This window comes from Aliidiomarina sp. (assembly GCF_047920995.1).
GTDB lineage: Bacteria > Pseudomonadota > Gammaproteobacteria > Enterobacterales > Alteromonadaceae > Aliidiomarina.
Map to the genome: position 1 here is coordinate 30,428 of NZ_JBLRWZ010000010.1, position 18,759 is coordinate 49,186.

Genomic DNA, 18,759 nt, shown 5'->3' on the forward strand with positions numbered 1-18,759 from the left:
AACGATGAAGAAGTTGAAGTTTTCCATCTATCGTTACAACCCAGACGTGGATAAGAAGCCACGGATGCAGGATTACGAGCTGGAAGTTGAAGAAGGCCGCGATATGATGGTGCTTGATGCACTGTTGGCATTGAAAGAACAGGATCCTACGCTGTCTTTCCGCCGTTCGTGCCGTGAAGGTGTTTGTGGTTCTGATGGCTTTAACATCAATGGCAAGAATGGCCTTGGATGTATTACGCCAATTTCCTCGTTGAAAGGCAACACGGTGGTTATTCGCCCATTGCCAGGATTGCCAGTAGTGCGCGATTTAATCGTGGATATGACGCAGTTCTATAAGCAATATGAGCGTATTAAGCCGTTCCTTATCAATGATGAGAAAACGCCACCAGCACGAGAGCGTTTACAATCACAAGAAGACCGCGCGAAGTTAGATGGTTTGTACGAGTGTATTCTTTGTGCATGCTGTTCTACTTCTTGCCCTTCATTCTGGTGGAATCCAGATAAATTTGTTGGTCCTGCAGGTTTGCTGCACGCTTATCGTTTCTTGATTGATAGCCGTGACACAGCCACCGAGGAACGGCTAGACGAGTTAGACGATGCGTTCAGTGTTTTCCGTTGTCATGGAATTATGAACTGCGTAAACGTTTGCCCGAAAGGCTTGAACCCAACGAAGGCTATCGGACACATTAAATCCATGCTATTGAGCCGTGCGGTTTAGCGAAACCGCTGAGCTTCTGGTATAGTAGTGGTGTAGTTGTTTGAATAGCCATCCCGCTACGGATGGCTATTTTTTTAAATAACTTTTTTATTAACGCGTATCTGCTGTTTTTTCGCAGTCCAAACCAGTGAAAGGAAAAGCAATGCAAGAAGGCGCAATGCAAGCCTGGATTGAATCCTCCCAATTTTCTGGGGGTAACGCAGCTTATATAGAAGAGCTGTTTGAGCTGTATCTTGATAACCCTGGAGCAGTACCTGCCGAATGGCGAGAGCTATTTAATAGCCTGCCTAGAGAAGGTTCTGCAACCGATGTTAAACACAGTGAAGTGCGTGAGCAGTTCCGCGAAGCGGCCAAGCAAAAGCTGAAGCAAACCGGCGGTAATGGTTCATTCAATTCCGAGCTCGCTGAAAAGCAAGTTCGTGTGTTGCAGCTAATTAATGCTTACCGTTTTCGTGGCCATCAACACGCCAATCTTGATCCGCTCGGATTGTGGAAGCAGGAAACGGTACAAGATTTAGACCCTCAGTTTCATAGCCTCACCAAAGATGACATGGACACCGAGTTCAATGTTGGCTCATTAGTGATTGGCAAAGAAACCGCCAAATTAAAAGATATTCAGCAAGCACTTGAGGCCATTTATTGTGGTTCAGTGGGGGCTGAGTATATGCATATCGTAGATACCGAGGAAAAACGTTGGATTCAGCAGCGTTTAGAATCGCAGCTTGGAAAGCCAAAATTCTCAGAAGAAGATCGCAAGAAAATCCTTAAAGAGTTAGTTGCTGCTGATGGCCTTGAAAAGTATCTAGGTTCAAAATTCCCAGGTGCAAAACGCTTCTCGCTCGAGGGTGGTGATGCATTGGTGCCATTAGTGAAATCACTAATTCGCCGCGCTGGTAACCAAGGCGCAAAAGAAGTAGTGATCGGTATGGCCCACCGTGGCCGCTTAAACCTTTTGATTAACGTACTGGGTAAAGCGCCACAACAGTTGTTTGATGAGTTCGCTGGCAAAAACACCACCGATAAAGCAGGTGATGTGAAGTATCACATGGGCTTTTCATCTGATTTTGAAACCGATGGCGGCAATGTACACTTAGCGCTTGCGTTTAACCCATCACACTTAGAAATTGTAAACCCAGTAGTTATTGGCTCGGTACGTGCACGCATGGACCGCCGGGATTGCAAAGATGGCAGCCAAGCATTACCGATTACTATTCATGGTGATGCAGCAATCGCTGGCCAAGGGGTTGTACAAGAAACCTTTAACTTATCGAAAACTCGCGCCTATCAAGTGGGCGGAAGTATTCGCATTGTTGTTAACAACCAAGTTGGTTTTACAACGTCTAAGCAGGAAGATGCGCGTTCTACACAATATTGTACCGATATCGCGAAGATGGTGCAGGCGCCGATTTTCCATGTGAATGCGGATGATCCAGAAGCTGTATTGTTTGTTGCGCAGTTAGCAGTAGATTACCGCAATACGTTCAAGCGTGATGTAGTAATTGATTTGGTATGTTATCGCCGCCATGGCCATAACGAAGCTGATGAGCCAAATGCAACGCAGCCGTTGATGTACCAGAAAATTAAGCAGCACCCTGTGCCACGCGATATATATGCGCAGCGCTTATTAGAAGAAAAGGTTGTTGATGAAGACAGCGTGAAAAAAATGGTAGCCGATTTCCGTGATGCGCTAGATAAAGGCGATTGCGTAGTAGATGAGTGGCGGCCAATGAAGAACCATTCTGTAGATTGGTCTCCATATATCGGTAACGAGTGGGATGTTGCGTACGATTCCGCGATTAATAAGAAAGAGTTGCAAGATCTTGGTGAGAAAGTAAGTAAGGTGCCAGATGGCTTCAAACTGAACTCACGTGTAGGCAAGGTTTACGAAGAACGTGCGAAGATGGCTAAAGGCGAGCGCGATCTTGATTGGGGTATGGCAGAAATGATGGCTTATGCTTCGTTAGTGAAGCATGGATATCGTATTCGCATGACCGGGCAAGATTGTGGCCGCGGCACATTCTTCCACCGCCACGCAGTTCTGCATAATCAAAAAGATGCAGCAACGTTCATGCCACTTACTGCAATTGATGAAAAACAAGCACCTATCGAAATTTACGATTCAGTGCTTTCAGAAGAAGCAGTAATGGCGTTTGAATATGGCTATGCAACAGCTGAACCGAACACGATGGTGATTTGGGAAGCGCAATTTGGTGATTTCGCCAACGGCGCTCAGGTTGTAATCGATCAGTTCTTGAGCTCGGGTGAGCAGAAATGGGGCCGTTTATGCGGTTTAACTCTGCTACTGCCGCATGGTTATGAAGGCCAAGGCCCAGAGCATAGCTCAGCGCGGTTAGAACGGTTCTTGCAATTATCAGCAGATCACAACTGGAGTGTGTGCATTCCTACTACACCAGCGCAGGTGTTTAATATGCTTCGGCGCCAACAATTACGTCCGGTTCGCCGGCCATTGATTGTAATGACTCCGAAATCGTTATTGCGCCATCCAGATGCAATTTCAAGTTTAGATGATTTAACTATCGGTAGATTCCAGAACGTTATTGGAGAAATTGATAAGCTTGATGCGAAAAAAGTGAAACGCGTGGTGTTCTGTAGTGGTAAAGTTTACTACGATTTATTGAACGCGCGCCGCGAGCGTGAACAGAACGATGTGGCGATTATTCGGGTAGAGCAATTGTATCCATTCCCACATGAAGAAATGGCTGATGTTCTTAAAGAGTATGCGCACGTGAAAGATTTCGTGTGGTGCCAAGAAGAACCGCAGAACCAAGGCGCCTGGTATTGTAGCCAACATCATTTCAGGGCCTCTATTCCAGATGATGCCAAACTAGTATATGCAGGCCGTGCAGCATCTTCATCACCAGCGGTAGGTTACGCATCGGTGCATAAAGAGCAGCAAGAAAAACTCATTAACGAAGCGTTAAGTATTTAACAGGTGAGATCACATCATGGCGATTGAAATCAAAGTACCAGAATTACCGGAATCCGTAGCAGACGGCACCATCGCAACTTGGCACGTTAAAGAGGGCGATAAAGTTAGCCGCGATCAAAACCTGGTTGATATTGAAACCGACAAAGTTGTTTTGGAAGTTGTAGCCGAGGCTGATGGCGTAATCGGTAAGATTGATGCTGATGAAGGTGCAACAGTAAAAAGCAAAGAAGTAATCGGCAGCATTGAAGAAGGCGACGCAAGTGCAGATTCTGCTGATGATTCTTCGCAAGACGACGATAAATCAGAGAAAAAAGAAGAATCTTCATCTGCAGAGAAAGAAGAGAAGAAATCTGCAGACAAAGATGATTCTGCAGGCAAAGATAACGCAGAAGAGAGCGATGATGCTGACAAAGCAGATGCTAGCGGTGAAGAAATTGAAGTGAAGGTACCAGAGTTACCTGAATCAGTTTCAGAAGCCACTATTGCAACATGGCATGTGAAAGCTGGCGATAAAGTGAGCCGCGATCAGAATCTAGTAGACATTGAAACTGACAAAGTAGTACTAGAAGTGGTTGCAGAAGCAGACGGCGAACTTAGCGAAATTATTCATGATGAAGGCGCTAATGTGAGCGCTAAAGAAGTGATTGGTAAGATCGTGAAAGGTGCTAGTGGCAGCAAACCAGCGCCAAAAGCTGAAAGCTCGGATAAAGAAGCCAGTGATTCTGACAAAGATGCCGATGCAGTAAGCCCTTCAGTGCGTAGATTACTTGCCGAACACGATATCAAAGCAAGCGATGTGAAAGGCTCAGGCAAAGATGGCCGGATAACTAAAGAAGATGTAGAGAAGCACGTGAAATCATCTACTGAGAAGAAATCTGAAAGCAAATCTGCAAGCGGATCTGCAAGCAAGCCTGCTGCGGTAAGCGGCGATCGCACCCAGAAACGGGTACCGATGACGCGCTTGCGCAAAACTATCGCGAAACGTTTACTGGAAGCGAAAAACTCTACGGCAATGCTAACTACGTTTAACGAAGTAAACATGAAACCAATCATGGACATCCGGAAAACGTATCAGAAAGAGTTTGAAGAGCGCCATGGCATTCGTTTGGGCTTTATGTCGTTTTACGTTAAAGCTGTAGTTGAAGCACTGAAACGCTTCCCAGAAGTGAATGCATCGATTGATGGTGAAGATATCGTTTATCACAACTACTTCGATGTAAGCATTGCTGTATCAACGCCGCGCGGCTTGGTTACGCCAGTATTACGTGATTGCGATAAATTGAGCTTGGCGGAAATTGAGGCTGGCATCAAAGAGCTAGCAATCAAAGGCCGTGATGGCAAATTAACAATGGACGAAATGCAAGGTGGTAACTTCACCATCACCAATGGTGGTGTGTTTGGTTCTCTCCTTTCAACTCCTATCTTGAACCCGCCGCAAAGCGCTATTTTGGGAATGCACAAAATCCAAGATCGGCCAATGGCGGTGGATGGCAAGGTAGAAATTCTGCCTATGATGTATCTGGCGATGTCTTACGATCACAGAATCATTGATGGCAAAGAATCGGTAGGCTTCTTGGTTACCGTGAAAAACCTGCTGGAAGATCCGCAACGTTTGTTGTTGGATATCTAAAGCTTCTCAGCGGCGGCCAATTTAGTGCTGCCGCTGTCATTTTGCGCGAGATAAACGTATAATCCCGCGCGAATATTCGGGTAAGCAGCCTCGGCTGCTTTCGTTTTGAATGAACAAACGGAATAAGCATCATGAATTTGCATGAGTATCAAGCAAAACAGCTTTTCAGAGAGTTTGGATTACCAGTATCTGATGGATACGCGGTAGACACTGCTGATGAAGCCGTAGAAGCAGCCAAGAAAATTGGCGGCGACAAGTGGGTAGTGAAATGTCAGGTTCACGCTGGTGGCCGCGGTAAAGCGGGCGGTGTGAAACTTGTATCATCACTTGATGAAGTTCGTGCTTTCGCAGATAACTGGGTTGGCAAAAACTTAGTTACTTATCAAACAGATGCGAATGGTCAGCCAGTAGCGAAAATCTTGGTTGAAAGCCTCACCGATATCGACAAAGAGCTTTATCTTGGTGCAGTAGTAGACCGTGCAACGCGTAAAATTGTTTTCATGGCCTCTACAGAAGGCGGCGTGGAAATTGAAACGGTTGCTGAAGAAACGCCAGAGAAAATTCTGAAAGCGATTATCGACCCAACGGTTGGTGCACAGCCTTATCAAGGCCGCGATTTAGGATTCCAACTAGGCCTGAACCCAGAGCAAGTGAAGCAATTCACTAAAATCTTCCTGGGCTTGGCAAAAATGTTTGAACAGTATGATTTTGCGCTATTAGAAATCAACCCATTGGTAATTACCGATGAAGGCAACTTGCATTGCCTAGATGGCAAAATCAATATCGATAGCAATGCGATTTATCGCCAGCCAAAAATCAAAGAAATGCACGATCCTTCGCAAGAAGATGCGCGCGAAGCGCATGCTGCAAAATTTGAACTGAACTATGTTGCGCTTGATGGCAACATTGGTTGCATGGTAAACGGTGCTGGCCTAGCAATGGGTACCATGGATATCGTTAAGCTAAGCGGTGGCGAGCCTGCTAACTTCCTAGATGTTGGTGGCGGAGCTACAAAAGAGCGCGTTTCTGAAGCATTCAAGATCATTTTATCTGATAAGAGTGTGAAAGCCGTATTTGTGAACATCTTCGGTGGTATCGTGCGTTGCGATATGATCGCTGAAGGTATCATTGGTGCTGTTGAAGAAGTTGGCGTTAAAGTACCAGTTGTTGTGCGCCTTGAAGGTAACAACGCTGAACTTGGTACGCAAAAGCTAGCGGAAAGCGGTTTGAACATTGAAGCTGCTACCAGCTTATCTGACGCAGCTCAGAAAGTTGTAGCTGCAGCAGCTGGAGGTCAATAATGAGCATCCTGATTAATAAAGACACCAAAGTAATCTGTCAGGGTTTCACTGGCGGCCAAGGCACGTTCCACTCAGAGCAAGCAATTGCTTACGGAACGAAAATGGTTGGCGGCGTAACTCCAGGTAAAGGTGGCCAAACGCACCTAGGTTTACCTGTATTTAACACCGTTAAAGAAGCGGTAGCGCAAACCGGTGCAACTGCATCAGTTATCTACGTACCAGCTCCTTTCTGTAAAGATTCAATCATTGAAGCTGCTGATGCAGGTATTGAACTGATTGTATGTATTACCGAAGGCATTCCAACTATTGATATGCTGTACGTGAAAGAATACCTAACGCACAAAGGCGTTCGCATGATCGGCCCGAACTGCCCAGGTGTTATCACGCCAGGCGAATGTAAGATTGGTATTATGCCAGGCCACATTCATAAGCCAGGTAAAGTAGGTATCGTTTCACGTTCTGGTACTCTTACTTACGAAGCAGTGAAGCAAACTACAGATGAAGGCTTTGGCCAATCAAGCTGTGTTGGTATTGGTGGAGATCCAATTCCTGGTTCTAACTTTATCGATATTCTCGAGATGTTCGAAAAAGATCCAGCTACTGAAGCCATCGTAATGATCGGTGAAATTGGTGGTACTGCTGAAGAAGAAGCAGCGGAATACATTAAAGCGAATGTAACCAAGCCTGTGGTTTCTTACATTGCTGGTGTTACTGCTCCTCCAGGTAAGCGCATGGGCCATGCTGGTGCGATTATTTCTGGCGGTAAAGGTACTGCAGACGAGAAATTCGCAGCACTTGAAGCTGCTGGTGTTAAAACTGTGCGTAGCCTTGCCGATATTGGTAAAGCATTGCGCGAAAAAACAGGTTGGTAATTCGTTTTTCTAGCGAACCCAATAACTTTGCCAAGGTACACCCATAAAAAAACGCTGCATGAGCAGCGTTTTTTTATGGGTGCTCTGGGCACGGCGGAGCTGTAGTTGTTATTTTTGCTTAGTATTACTCGGTAGATATTTCGATAACGGTTTGCAAATTTTTCAGTAGCCAAGTTAATGCAGGATCATTTTCATACGCTGCGTGCCAATATACCTGCAAGCGCGTTGCTGGCACGGCGATGGGCATTGGCCAACTACGCAGAGAATATTGCGTAACCAAGCGCTGCGCGATACGTGCAGGTAACGTAAGTAACGCTCCGGTGGCAGTTACTAGTTGTGCTGCAGTTTGGTAACTTTGCACCCGCGCGAGTATGTGCCGCTCTACACCCAATTCCCGTAGCAACATATCTTCAAGCACAGAGCCGCGTGCGCGGGTAGACACCGCTAGGTGAGAGCTTGCTAAATAGCGTTCACGAGTAAGTTGCTGTTGCTCGTTGGCTCGGCTTAGTACGGCAAATGGTTCTTGTAAAAAGGGCTGTTGCTGAATGGGGCTGCTCATAGCCATTGCTACATCAATCACCACATCGGCTTTGCGATTCAACAGATAATCACTAATTTGTGTATGCGGCACGGCAATGCTTTCCAGCTTGGCCTGCGGTGCTGCCTGCTGCAACCGTTTATAAATACGCGGAAACAGCTCGGCCTCTAACGCTTCGGGCATACCTATTCGAAAGGTACGTTGGGTTGTTGTAGGGCTGAAATTACGGCCTCGGCTTACTAACCCTTGCATGCGCGCTAACACTTCATTGAGTTCTGGTACCAATTTTTCACATAAGGCTGTTGGCTGTTGATAGCGCCCGTTGCGCACGAATAGCTGATCATCGAAGGTATCACGCAAGCGCCGTAAGGCATGGCTAATAGCGGAGGGGGTGAGTGCAAGCTCTGCTGCAGCACGCCCTAACTGCCGTTCACGATAAATTGCTACTAATACCCGCAAAAGGTTGAGATCAACCTTGCTATGGTTTGCAGTATGCTGATTAGAATGAATTTTATTCATGTTATACCTTTAATAACTTTCACTTCATTCATGTTAAGAAACTTCGTAGGATGTAGCCACTATTATTTTGGAGAATTGCCATGTTTGGATTATCAGAAAATGCTCAACAGTATTTAGGTCGTGTAAAAGCCTTCATGGCTGAACATGTGTATCCGGTGGAAGCGGAGATATTGGCTGAAATTAACAGTAAGCACGCGCATGGCAACTGGCGTGAATGGCAGGTACCCGAGCAACTCGCGAACTTAAAAAAACAGGCCCAAGCGGCAGGCTTATGGAATCTATTTTTGCCGGATGCCCGCTTAGGGCAGGGGTTATCAACCAGTGAGTACGCTCCATTAGCAGAACAAATGGGGCGCAGTATTATTGCGCCAGAGATCTTTAATTGTAATGCGCCTGATACCGGCAATATGGAAGTGCTTTACCATTACGGTTCCGATGCGCAGAAGAAAGAATGGTTAGAACCGTTACTGCGTGGGGAAATTCGTTCGGTGTTTGGCATGACCGAGCCACAAGTTGCGTCTTCGGATGCCACCAATATGGAAACACGGATTATTGCTGATGGTGATGATGTAGTAATTACGGGCCGTAAATGGTGGAGTACTGGGCTTGGCCACCCGAACGCGAAAGTGGCGATTGTAATGGGGTTAACTGATCCTGATGCGGATAAACATCAACGCCATTCTATGGTTTTGGTGCCACTAGATGCCGAAGGCGTTACCATTGAACGCATGCTACCGGTATTTGGGGATTACGATGCGCCTTATGGCCATGGGGAAGTAAGCTTTAATGGCGTAAGAGTGCCAAAAGGGAACGTAATTGGTAAGCTGGGAGCTGGTTTCGCTATTGCCCAAGGCCGTTTAGGGCCAGGTAGAATTCACCATTGTATGCGCGCATTAGGCGCAGCGGAGCGCTCATTAGAAATGATGATTAACCGTGCTATGCACCGTGTAGCATTTGGTAAACCATTGTTGCAATTAGGCGACAACGCCACGCGGATTGCCAAACATCGTATGGCAATTGATCAAGCACGCCTGTATACCATGTACACGGCATCAGTAATTGATCATCAAGGTGTGCGCGCTGCCGCCAGTGAAATTGCGGGTATTAAAGCGGTAGTGCCTACGGTGCTGCAAAACGTAGTGGATGATGCTATTCAAGTGCATGGTGGTGGTGGCTTAAGCCATGATTATGTACTTACCGGGTTTTATGCCATGGCACGAGCGCTGCGCTTAGCGGATGGGCCCGATGAAGTTCACCAAGCCATGGTGTTACGCCAAGAAATGAAGAAATATCGATAGGAATCGTGATGAGCACTACAAATCAAGTAATAGACCAAGGTGTTGCCGTTCGCGAACAAGAGCAATTTGATGTGGCTACGGTAACCCAATGGTTGCAGAATAAACTACCTGAATTAAATGATACGCCAACCTTAACGCAATTCCCGGGTGGTGCATCAAATTGGACCTACCGGCTTGAATACAACACTGCAGACCTAATATTGCGTCGTCCTCCGGCGGGAACGAAGGCAAAATCGGCACACAATATGCAGCGTGAACACGATATTCAGCTGATGTTGAAGAAGTATTACCCGGTAGTTCCAAAGATGGTTGGCTATTGTGCCGATGAATCACTGATTGGTAGTGATTTTTATGTAATGGAACGGGTGCCTGGCATTATTCCCCGGAAAAATATGCCCCGAGGCGTTGAGCTTTCCGAGCAACAGGTGCGTGAGCTCTGTACCAACATGCTCGATCAACTGATTGCTCTGCATAAGGTTGATTACCGCATGGCCGGTTTAGATACCATTGGCAAGGGTGAAGGCTATATTGATCGGCAGGTAAAAGGCTGGTGCGACCGCTATCGACGTGCAAAAACTTGGAATGTGCCATCCGGTAAGAAGATTATGCAATGGTTAGAGGCGAATAAGCCTGCGCGGGAAATGCTCTGCATTACCCACAATGATTTTCGCTTCGATAACTTGGTGTTGAACCCAGATAACCCCACAGAAATATTGGCGGTGCTGGATTGGGAACTTGCTACCATTGGTGATCCGCTCGTAGAGCTAGGCAATATGCTCGCATACTGGGTGCAGGCTGATGATGATCGGGTGGCGAAAGCAACTCGGCGACAGCCTACGCATCTAAAAGGAATGCTAACGCGGGATGAAGTAATTGCGTATTATTGCGAGAAAATGGGTTTTGATGATGTAGATATGCGCTTCTACCAAGTGTTTGGCTTGTTCCGTTTATCGGTGATTGCGCAGCAAATTTATTATCGCTACTACCATAAACAAACGCGCAACCCAGCGTTCAAAAACTTTTGGTTTGTGGTGCATTACTTACACCGCCGTTGCCGCAAATTAATGCGAGCAAGTGCGTAATGGCTATTGTTACGCTAGTGCGCCATGGGCAAGCTTCGTTTGGGGCTGCTGATTATGATCAACTTTCACCTTTAGGAGTTCAGCAGCTCGAGCACTTGGGTTCTTTGTTGCGCGCACAAGAGGAACAATTTGATGTGCTATTACGCGGTAGTTTGCGTCGCCATGAACAGAGTGCCGCCGCATTTCTAAATGGCTATCAAAAGCCGCTCACGCTGCAGGAACAACCGCATTGGAATGAGTTTGACCATCGTGCAGTAATGCATGCGCTTGCCCATGAAGAGCCGCAGTTGCGTGAGTTATTCGCCGCTGATGGTAAGCCAGAGGTGAGTGAGCAAGAGGTATTGGCATTATTTATGCGGGCGGTACAGCGCTGGCAATCAGGTGCATGTGATGCCGATTACGTAGAGCCTTGGCCAGCATTTGTGGCTCGTGTAGAAGAAGCTTGGCAGAAGCTGCATTCGCTTGCCGAGCATAAACGCATTTTGGTGATTACATCTGGCGGCCCGATTGCGATATCAACTATGGGTAGTTTGGGGATGCCGGCTGAACAAATGATGTCGATAAACCAGCATTTGGTGAATTCAGGTATCAGCCGTTTTCGCTGGCAGCCTGAGCAACCACGGCAACTGATTAGCTTGAATGAGCATGCCCACGTAACGGGGCGCTATAAACATTTACTGAGCTATCGTTAGATAGTGAGCCTGCTTGTATCCTGTGCAACATTAGCAGAGGAGTAGTGAGGCGGAATCGATTACTAGTAAAAAGGAATAATGATGCGTAAACGTATTTTAATTACTGGAGCAAGCTCTGGTTTGGGTGAAGAAATGGCGCGGCAATTTGCAGCCAAAGGCCATGATTTAGCCCTGTGTGCTCGCCGTACTGAACGCTTAGAGGCGCTGCAAGCGGAAATTGCTGAGAAATACCCACAGGTAACAGTAATTTTGCAGGCCTTGGATGTGAATGATCACGATGCTGTGTTTCGTGTGTTCAATGAATTTAAAGAAGAGCTGGGTGGTTTAGATCGCGTAATTGTAAATGCGGGAATGGGTAAGGGCGGTTCGCTAGGTACAGGCCTGTTCAAATATAATAAGCTTACGGCAGAAACGAATTACATTGCTGCGTTGGCCCAGTGTGAGGCGGCGTTGGAAATATTCCGCGCGCAGAACGATGGCCATTTGGTAACCATATCCTCGGTAAGTGCGTTGCGTGGTATGCCGCGGGCGTTAACAGCATATGCTTCGAGCAAAGCCGCATTGGTAAATCTTAGCGAAGGAATTCGAGCAGATTTGCTGCGCAGTAAGAGCCCCATTAAGGTAAGTTGCATTATGCCGGGCTTTATTCGCTCGGAAATTAATGAGAAAGTAAAGAATACGCCATTTATGTGCGATACCGTGCCAGGCGTGCGTAGCATGGTGCAGGCCATTGAAAAAGAGCAAGCATCTGCTTATGTACCAGGTTGGCCATGGAATGTGATTGCATTTCTAATCAAGCGCCTGCCATTACGAATTGTAATGAAAATGGGCTAGTAGTACCTGACAAGCAGGTTGATGCAGAATAAGAGGGTGTTATGGATATTAAAATCTATCAAGTTGATGCATTTACCGATCGCGTGTTTGGTGGAAATCCTGCAGCTGTTTGCCCTCTTGGCGGTTGGCCAGAAGATGAGCTGCTGCAAGCTATTGCAGAAGAAAATAATTTATCGGAAACGGCATTTTTTGTGCCCGATGGCAGCCGCTTTCATTTGCGTTGGTTTACCCCAGAAGCGGAAGTAGATTTGTGCGGCCACGCTACTCTCGCTGCCGCTCACGTGCTATTCCACCATTTACGTTATGGCGAGCCAGAAATTATCTTTCGCACCCGTAGTGGCGAGTTGCGCGTAGCCTTAACGGAGCAGGGTATTGCAATGGATTTTCCGGCCTCGTTACCTAGGGTGATTGCTATCCCGCCGAAATCGCTGTTAGCAGGCCTACAATTAACCGATGCTCAGTTGGCTACGGTAAAAGTATTTGCTTCTTATGATTATATTGTGGAGCTGGCTAGCGAGAATGAATTACGTAGGTTAGCCCCTGATTTTGCGGTATTAAGTGAACTGGATGGCCGTGGTGTTGTGGTTACTGCTCCTGGTAAAGCGCATGATTTCGTAAGCCGTTGCTTTTTCCCTAAATTGCGGGTGAATGAAGATCCAGTAACAGGCTCAGCGCATTGTGAATTAGCGCCATTTTGGGCGCAAAAGCTTGGTAAAGAAGAATTACTAGGTGCGCAGTTATCTAAGCGTGGTGGCGTAGTGCATTGTAAAATGGTGCGCGAAGCGCCGGTGGCAGAACTAAGCCCAGAACTAAGCCCAGAACTAAGCCCAGAACTAAGCCCAGAACTCAGTTCGGAAACTGTGAACGAGCGCGTTCAGAGTAAAGATCGGGTGATTCTTAGCGGTAACGCTGCGGATTACATGCAAGGTATGATTAGTATTGATTAAGCCACTCTTCAGAGTGGTAGCGCTAACTTTCTTTAATTTTCTCCAGCAATAGTTCGCATAAGGGTAGCAAAATGAAGGTGTTGAAATGGTTCGGCTTCGGCTTAGTGTTGCTGTTGCTGCTGATATTCGCTTATGTATTTTTTAGCTACAAAATTAATGTGAATGAACACCTCCGATTAAATGATGAGGTACGTGCGAATGCGCCAGGTGCGTTTATTGAGCTAACGGATGGTTATACGCACTACCAGTTAACCGGCCCTGATACAGCGCCTACTGTGGTGTTAGTGCATGGCTTCAGCATTCCGATGGAAATTTGGGGTACAACTCATCGCAGATTGCAAAATGCAGGTTACCGCGTATTGCGTTACGATTTATTTGGCCGAGGGTATTCAGATCGCCCGCGCACCCAATACACCGGTGAAGTATTTGAACGGCAATTATTAGAATTACTCGATGGTTTAAACATTGAAGGACCGGTAGTGTTAGCTGGGCTTTCAATGGGTGGGCCTATTGTGATGCGATTTGCCGCCAATCATTCACATCGCGTGCTTGGTACGGTTCTTATTGCACCGCTGCACCAACCGTTGCAGCCGCCACCCATGCCGGAGCGAATTGGCCATATCATGCTTGGCGCATTTTATGTGCCCAGCATCCAACAAAGTTTTGCGGCGCCTTATTTAACCGCGGAAGATGCCCAAGCACTGCAAACAGCCTATTCTGCGCAGAAGGAAATTCGTGGCTTTACTCAAGCACTCACCTCATCGTTTTATGCGTTTAGTGCGCAAGACCACCGTGAATACTATCGGCAAACACGGGAGTATGGAGTGCCTACAATGTTGGTGTGGGGCACCCATGATAATGTGGTGCCTTACAGCCATGCAGAGGGTGTACAGAATGATGCATTAGTGGTGCACATGGTTACCGCAGAGGGAGCAGGACATACGCCACATTTGGAGCAACCAGAGCTAGTAAATGGCTACATTTTGGCCTTTATTCAAGATTTAACCTTGGAGTAGTGCGAAGCGCAGTGCCTATGGCCAACAAAAAGGCAGACACGTAGATGTCTGCCTTTTTCGTGTTAGTACACTATATCCAAGAAGCGCTTGCCTGGGTTAAATTTTCCAGCGCACACCGAGCATTGCAACTAGCGGATCGATATCCACATTCACGCTCTGTACGCTAGCCCCGTTCACTTTTACCTTGCCTGTGGTATCGATAGCCATTTTGCTCACCATAAAGTGTAAGCCAAGCTTTTCGTTTATTTGGTAGTTGAAGCCCGCTTGCATTGCTAAGCCCCAGGATTCACTTAAACTAAGGCTCACGTTATCGCTACTCGTAGTAACATCTAAAGCGATTAAGGCGCCTTCTAAATCACCACTGATTTTTTCATCAAAGAATGTAGTGTAATTCAGGCCGATACCAACAAATGGCTGAAAAGTAGCATGTTGAGTAAAGTGGTATTGAGCCAGTAATGTTGGCGGTAAATGCTTCGTTTTACCAATATTTAAACCATTAATTGGCGAGCCTTTCACTTTCAGATCATGGCTAAATGGCGTAGCGGCTATTAACTGTAATCCGAAATTTTCGTTAAACCGGTAATCAAAGGTTAGGCCGAGCTGGGTATTATTGCTCACACTTACGCCCGTTGAGCCCGCAGGTAAGCCTGCTACTGTTTCGATAACGTTTAGGTTACTGCTACTTTCATCTGGCATTACGCTGATGGCACCAACGTTTACCGAAAAATCAGCTAGCGCTGGCGCGGCAAGAAAAGAAGACAGGGTAATCGCAAGAACAGATAATTTGGTTTTCATAGTTACTCTCCAGTGTTGGGAACTGGGGCTATTATGAAATGAATTGGCGCGCACATATTGTGCCAGATCAAAGATAACCATGCACAAAATGTGGAATAGCAGCAAAGTTTGCGCTAGCGCAAACTTTGCTGGTTAATGCTCGAGGCGTTACTGCGTTTACGGATACTTAGTGTGCTGCAAAACGATATTAGCTGCCGATCACCTTGCTATCGCGATGGCGGATCACCACCGTACTCGAACGCGGGCGAGCGCTCCCACCATCGGGCCAATGGCTAGTGGCTGCATTTGGTGTGGAGCCTTCTCCAGGATGTTGAACGTTAACGAACATGGTTTTGCGATCGGGCGTAGTAACCACACCGGTAATTTCACAATCAACGGGCCCAGTTAGAAAGCGTTTTACTACTCGGGTATCGGGGTTGGCTACGAGCATTGCATTATTACCGTAGGTTTCTCCGCCCTGAATTGCACCACTCATATCGGTTTGAATCCACAGTAATCCGGCTGCATCAAACCATAAACCATCTGGACAGGCATGGTGGTTGCTGGCATCCAGTTCGATAGCGGTATCGCGGGTATATGTGCCGGGAGCACCGCCGAGCAAGAAAATATCCCATTGGAAACCATTGCTAAGCTCGCGCCAACGAATAATGTGGCCAGCGTAGTTTTCTGCTCGTGGGTTCGCCGCATCCACTTGAGCACTGGTGCGGCGCGTATTGTTAGTAAGGGTAAAATACACCTCATGGGTAAGCGGATGTACCGCCCCCCATTCGGGACGATCCATTTTCGTAGCGCCCATAATATCGGCTGCTAAACGTGTGTTGAGAAGTACATCACCTTGATCGCTGAAGTATTCTCCAGCCGCCACAACACGCGCTGTAAACTCTGGTGCGTTGATATCAAGTGGTAACCATTCACCACTACCATCATCGTTAAAACGCGCTACATAAAGTGTACCATGCTCCAGTAAATGTGAGCCGGCGGTGGCGCGGTAATATGGCTGTGCAGATACAAACTTATAAATGTATTCAAAGCGCGCATCATCACCTGAGTAGGCAACCAAGGGTTTGCCTTCTTCAGCTGGCGCAAAAACGATGCCTTCGTGCGCAAAACGCCCCAATGCCGTGTGCTTTTTTGGCATGCTTTCTGGGTTGAACGGATCGATTTCGACAATCCAACCAAAGGTGTTGGCTTCGTTGCGGTAATCATCGAGCGCAGATTCACCCTGTGGGGTAATATCAAAACGTGCATACTCGTCGGCACTTGGCGTTGCGGTTTCCCAGTAGTAGCGGCCATTTTCTTTGCTAACACCATAACGCGATTGCTCACGGGTATGCGTTTCTTTGTTCACAAAACAGCGTGCCCAGTTCTCTTCGCAGGTTAGGTATGTACCCCATGGGGTAAAACCATGCGCACAGTTATTTAGGGTGCCTCGGGTATGGGTTCCGTTTGGGCTGTATTTGGTTTGCATTTTACGATGTCCCGCAGCAGGGCCTACTAACTGCATTGGGGTGCTGCCAGTAATACGGCGATTAAGCGCACTTTGCTGGAGTAATTGCCACTCTCCATTAATTTCCTTGATGTGCGCTACTGAAATACCATGCGCGGCAATTTCTTTGTGCACTTCCGCTAGTTGCCGCGGCGCTGCTTGTGGCGCATTGGCATGTAAAAATGCTGGATCCACATATTCATGGTTCATTACTAACAAGCCTTCGCTTGAGTTAGTACCAGTGGTGTGGGTATCAATTGGGAAAAAATGCATACCATCATGATGTGAACCAATTTGTTGTTCTTGGTCGCTACCGGTGTTACTTCCATCACCTGCGTAACTTGGCGCATTTGCGGTGAGTGGGGTACCCCATGGTAAAAATGCACTGGCCAAGTATTCTTCCGGCACAATAACGCTATCGCCAAAGGCGACAGGAACCGGTTTAAACGCCATTGCAGGTTGCTGGCGCAATGTGCCTGTAGCACTGGTACATCCGGCCACGAAAGCTGTTGCCGCTATAGCTGCACCGCCTTGAAGAAACCGGCGGCGGCTGATGTTCACATTGATCACATCAGCAAAGTTGCGGTTTGCAGAGAAGTTTGTTTGCGGATCTGCATCATTAATATCGAATTTTATAGGCATGATTGGTTCCCTTTCTCGGGGCTTCATATTAAACGTCAGCCAACATTGAGAGTGTATAAAGATAGATACACTACAGCACATAGCGGTTACATTTTTATGACAATCATAAGGGTGTATGCCTGTTAACGGTTTACTCGCAGTACTTCGTGCAGTGCAGCCCATTACTATAGCTTTTGGGGTTTCTGCTACTATGGTCTGGTTTGTATATTTTTGCGCATCTGGCATTATCATGAGTAGCACAACAATGAATGGATAATTTATGAACATACAACGCGTTATTGCTTTGGTTACTGCCCCAGTTGGGTTGCTTTTTTTACTCTCAGATCCACAAAGTTTGTTACGTTTTATCGCCAGTACAGGGCTAAACTGGTACCAAGTGTTTAACCCGATTGCATGGGGCATTATTTTAGGCACAGCCGCAGGATTATTGCGGTTTCATCAAGTGCAGAAATTTGCGGTGTGGGGTACCTATGCAGCTACTGCCCTTACTACTTTTGGTGCGGTAGGTACCATTGCCATCTATTTTGAGCACCGTTTGTGGTATTTGGGGTGGCCCACCATGTGGGTTGCAGCCTTAGGAATTGGTATTTATTCATTCTTTTTGATGCAACTTCGCTTTGCAGAGAAATTTCAAAAAGACAGTGAGGAAGATAGTGAGTAAGCGTATTTTACTCAATAGTGATTTAGGCGAAGGCTTCGGCGCTTGGCGCATGGGTGAAGATAGCCTGATCATGCCGTATATCGATTGTGCCAATATCGCCTGCGGTTTTCATGCGGGCGACCCACTCATTATGCAAAACACAGTATCTGCTGCGGTTAAGCACGGCGTGCAAATTGGTGCACATCCAGCGTACCCGGATTTAGTTGGGTTTGGCCGCCGCTCGATGGCGCTACAGCCAGCTGAAGTAGAAGCCTTAGTGATGTACCAGATTGGTGCATTAGCGGCATTCTGTAGCGCTGCAGGCACTGCAGTTGCCTATGTAAAGCCGCATGGTGCGTTGTATCACGATATGCTGAAGAACGATGCTTTGTTTGCCGCAGTAGTGCGCGCAGTTAAGCAGGCAAGCAGCGGTGCGAGTAAACCACTGCCGCTAGTGATGCTGGCTAAGGTAGATGCTAGCCATTGGCAAAAAATGGCTAGTGAGTATGGCGTAGAGCTATGGTTTGAAGGCTTTGCCGATCGTGCCTACAACAATGATGGTACCTTAGTAGCCCGCACTCAGCCCGGTGCCGTAATTCACGAGCCAGAGGCAATGTTGAAGCAGGCATTACAATTTGCCGAGCAGAGCGAGATAACTACCATTAACGGGCAACGATTAGCGCTGCATATTGATACCTTATGCGTGCATGGCGACACCCATGAAGCATTAGCAGCGGTGCAAGCAATTCGCAGCCATGCTGCATTTGCGAAATAGCGTTTTATTTACATTGAGGTAAAC

The 18,759-nt window shown here is 47.0% G+C and carries 16 protein-coding genes; 13 read left to right on the forward strand and 3 right to left on the reverse strand.

Annotated elements, in window-relative coordinates; genetic code table 11:
- Positions 1 to 4 precede the first annotated feature (4 nt).
- From ACNA7P_RS04140 to sucD, 5 genes are all read left to right on the forward strand, one after another.
- On the forward strand, positions 5 to 718 hold the full coding sequence (locus ACNA7P_RS04140) for a succinate dehydrogenase iron-sulfur subunit (protein WP_416257352.1): 714 nt from the start codon (positions 5 to 7) through the stop codon (positions 716 to 718).
- A gap of 142 nt (positions 719 to 860) precedes the next feature.
- Positions 861 to 3,668 (forward strand): 2-oxoglutarate dehydrogenase E1 component, encoded by a 2,808-nt coding sequence (locus ACNA7P_RS04145; RefSeq protein ID WP_416257353.1) that lies wholly within the window; start codon positions 861 to 863, stop codon positions 3,666 to 3,668.
- Positions 3,669 to 3,684: 16 nt separating this feature from the next.
- Positions 3,685 to 5,298 (forward strand): 2-oxoglutarate dehydrogenase complex dihydrolipoyllysine-residue succinyltransferase, encoded by a 1,614-nt coding sequence (gene odhB / locus ACNA7P_RS04150; RefSeq protein ID WP_416257354.1) that lies wholly within the window; start codon positions 3,685 to 3,687, stop codon positions 5,296 to 5,298.
- A gap of 131 nt (positions 5,299 to 5,429) precedes the next feature.
- Positions 5,430 to 6,599, forward strand: coding sequence for an ADP-forming succinate--CoA ligase subunit beta (gene sucC / locus ACNA7P_RS04155; RefSeq protein WP_416257355.1), 1,170 nt, complete (start codon positions 5,430 to 5,432; stop codon positions 6,597 to 6,599).
- Positions 6,599 to 7,471 (forward strand): succinate--CoA ligase subunit alpha, encoded by an 873-nt coding sequence (sucD, locus tag ACNA7P_RS04160; protein ID WP_416257356.1) that lies wholly within the window; start codon positions 6,599 to 6,601, stop codon positions 7,469 to 7,471. The genes sucC and sucD overlap by 1 nt, the downstream gene beginning before the upstream one ends.
- 124 nt (positions 7,472 to 7,595) lie before the next feature.
- Here the strand turns inward: sucD and ACNA7P_RS04165 are convergent, their stop codons facing one another.
- Positions 7,596 to 8,528 carry a LysR family transcriptional regulator gene (locus tag ACNA7P_RS04165; RefSeq protein ID WP_416257357.1) on the reverse strand — a complete coding sequence of 311 codons (933 nt, stop codon included), beginning with the start codon at positions 8,526 to 8,528 and terminating at the stop codon, positions 7,596 to 7,598.
- Between the two features lie 80 nt (positions 8,529 to 8,608).
- Here ACNA7P_RS04165 and ACNA7P_RS04170 point away from each other — a divergent pair, with 80 nt between their 5' ends.
- The 6 genes from ACNA7P_RS04170 to ACNA7P_RS04195 all read left to right on the forward strand — a co-directional run bounded on the left by ACNA7P_RS04170 (position 8,609) and on the right by ACNA7P_RS04195 (position 14,397).
- A complete protein-coding gene (locus ACNA7P_RS04170) occupies positions 8,609 to 9,826 on the forward strand; it encodes an acyl-CoA dehydrogenase family protein (RefSeq protein ID WP_416257358.1) in 1,218 nt (405 codons plus the stop codon).
- Between the two features lie 8 nt (positions 9,827 to 9,834).
- The gene (locus ACNA7P_RS04175) at positions 9,835 to 10,908 is read left to right on the forward strand and encodes a phosphotransferase family protein (RefSeq protein ID WP_416257359.1); all 1,074 of its coding nucleotides are present in this window, start codon (positions 9,835 to 9,837) and stop codon (positions 10,906 to 10,908) included.
- Positions 10,908 to 11,600 (forward strand): histidine phosphatase family protein, encoded by a 693-nt coding sequence (locus ACNA7P_RS04180; protein WP_416257360.1) that lies wholly within the window; start codon positions 10,908 to 10,910, stop codon positions 11,598 to 11,600. Before ACNA7P_RS04175 ends, ACNA7P_RS04180 begins: the two co-directional genes overlap by 1 nt.
- Positions 11,601 to 11,681: 81 nt before the next feature.
- Positions 11,682 to 12,434, forward strand: a complete 753-nt coding sequence (locus tag ACNA7P_RS04185) for an SDR family oxidoreductase (protein ID WP_416257361.1) — start codon at positions 11,682 to 11,684, stop codon at positions 12,432 to 12,434.
- A gap of 41 nt (positions 12,435 to 12,475) precedes the next feature.
- Positions 12,476 to 13,381, forward strand: coding sequence for a PhzF family phenazine biosynthesis protein (locus ACNA7P_RS04190; RefSeq protein WP_416257362.1), 906 nt, complete (start codon positions 12,476 to 12,478; stop codon positions 13,379 to 13,381).
- A gap of 71 nt (positions 13,382 to 13,452) precedes the next feature.
- Positions 13,453 to 14,397 (forward strand): alpha/beta fold hydrolase, encoded by a 945-nt coding sequence (locus ACNA7P_RS04195; protein WP_416257363.1) that lies wholly within the window; start codon positions 13,453 to 13,455, stop codon positions 14,395 to 14,397.
- Between the two features lie 96 nt (positions 14,398 to 14,493).
- Here the strand turns inward: ACNA7P_RS04195 and ACNA7P_RS04200 are convergent, their stop codons facing one another.
- On the reverse strand, positions 14,494 to 15,192 hold the full coding sequence (locus tag ACNA7P_RS04200; protein WP_416257364.1) for an OmpW/AlkL family protein: 699 nt from the start codon (positions 15,190 to 15,192) through the stop codon (positions 14,494 to 14,496).
- Between the two features lie 187 nt (positions 15,193 to 15,379).
- A complete protein-coding gene (locus ACNA7P_RS04205; RefSeq protein WP_416257365.1) occupies positions 15,380 to 17,320 on the reverse strand; it encodes a PhoX family protein in 1,941 nt (646 codons plus the stop codon).
- A 259-nt stretch (positions 17,321 to 17,579) separates the two neighbouring features.
- Between ACNA7P_RS04205 and ACNA7P_RS04210 the strand changes: the two genes are divergently transcribed.
- Entirely contained in the window at positions 17,580 to 17,981 is a 402-nt protein-coding gene (locus tag ACNA7P_RS04210; protein WP_416257366.1) for a hypothetical protein, read from the forward strand.
- Positions 17,974 to 18,735: a 5-oxoprolinase subunit PxpA gene (locus ACNA7P_RS04215; protein WP_416257367.1), complete on the forward strand. Its 762-nt coding sequence runs from the start codon at positions 17,974 to 17,976 to the stop codon at positions 18,733 to 18,735. The genes ACNA7P_RS04210 and ACNA7P_RS04215 overlap by 8 nt, the downstream gene beginning before the upstream one ends.
- Positions 18,736 to 18,759 lie beyond the last annotated feature (24 nt).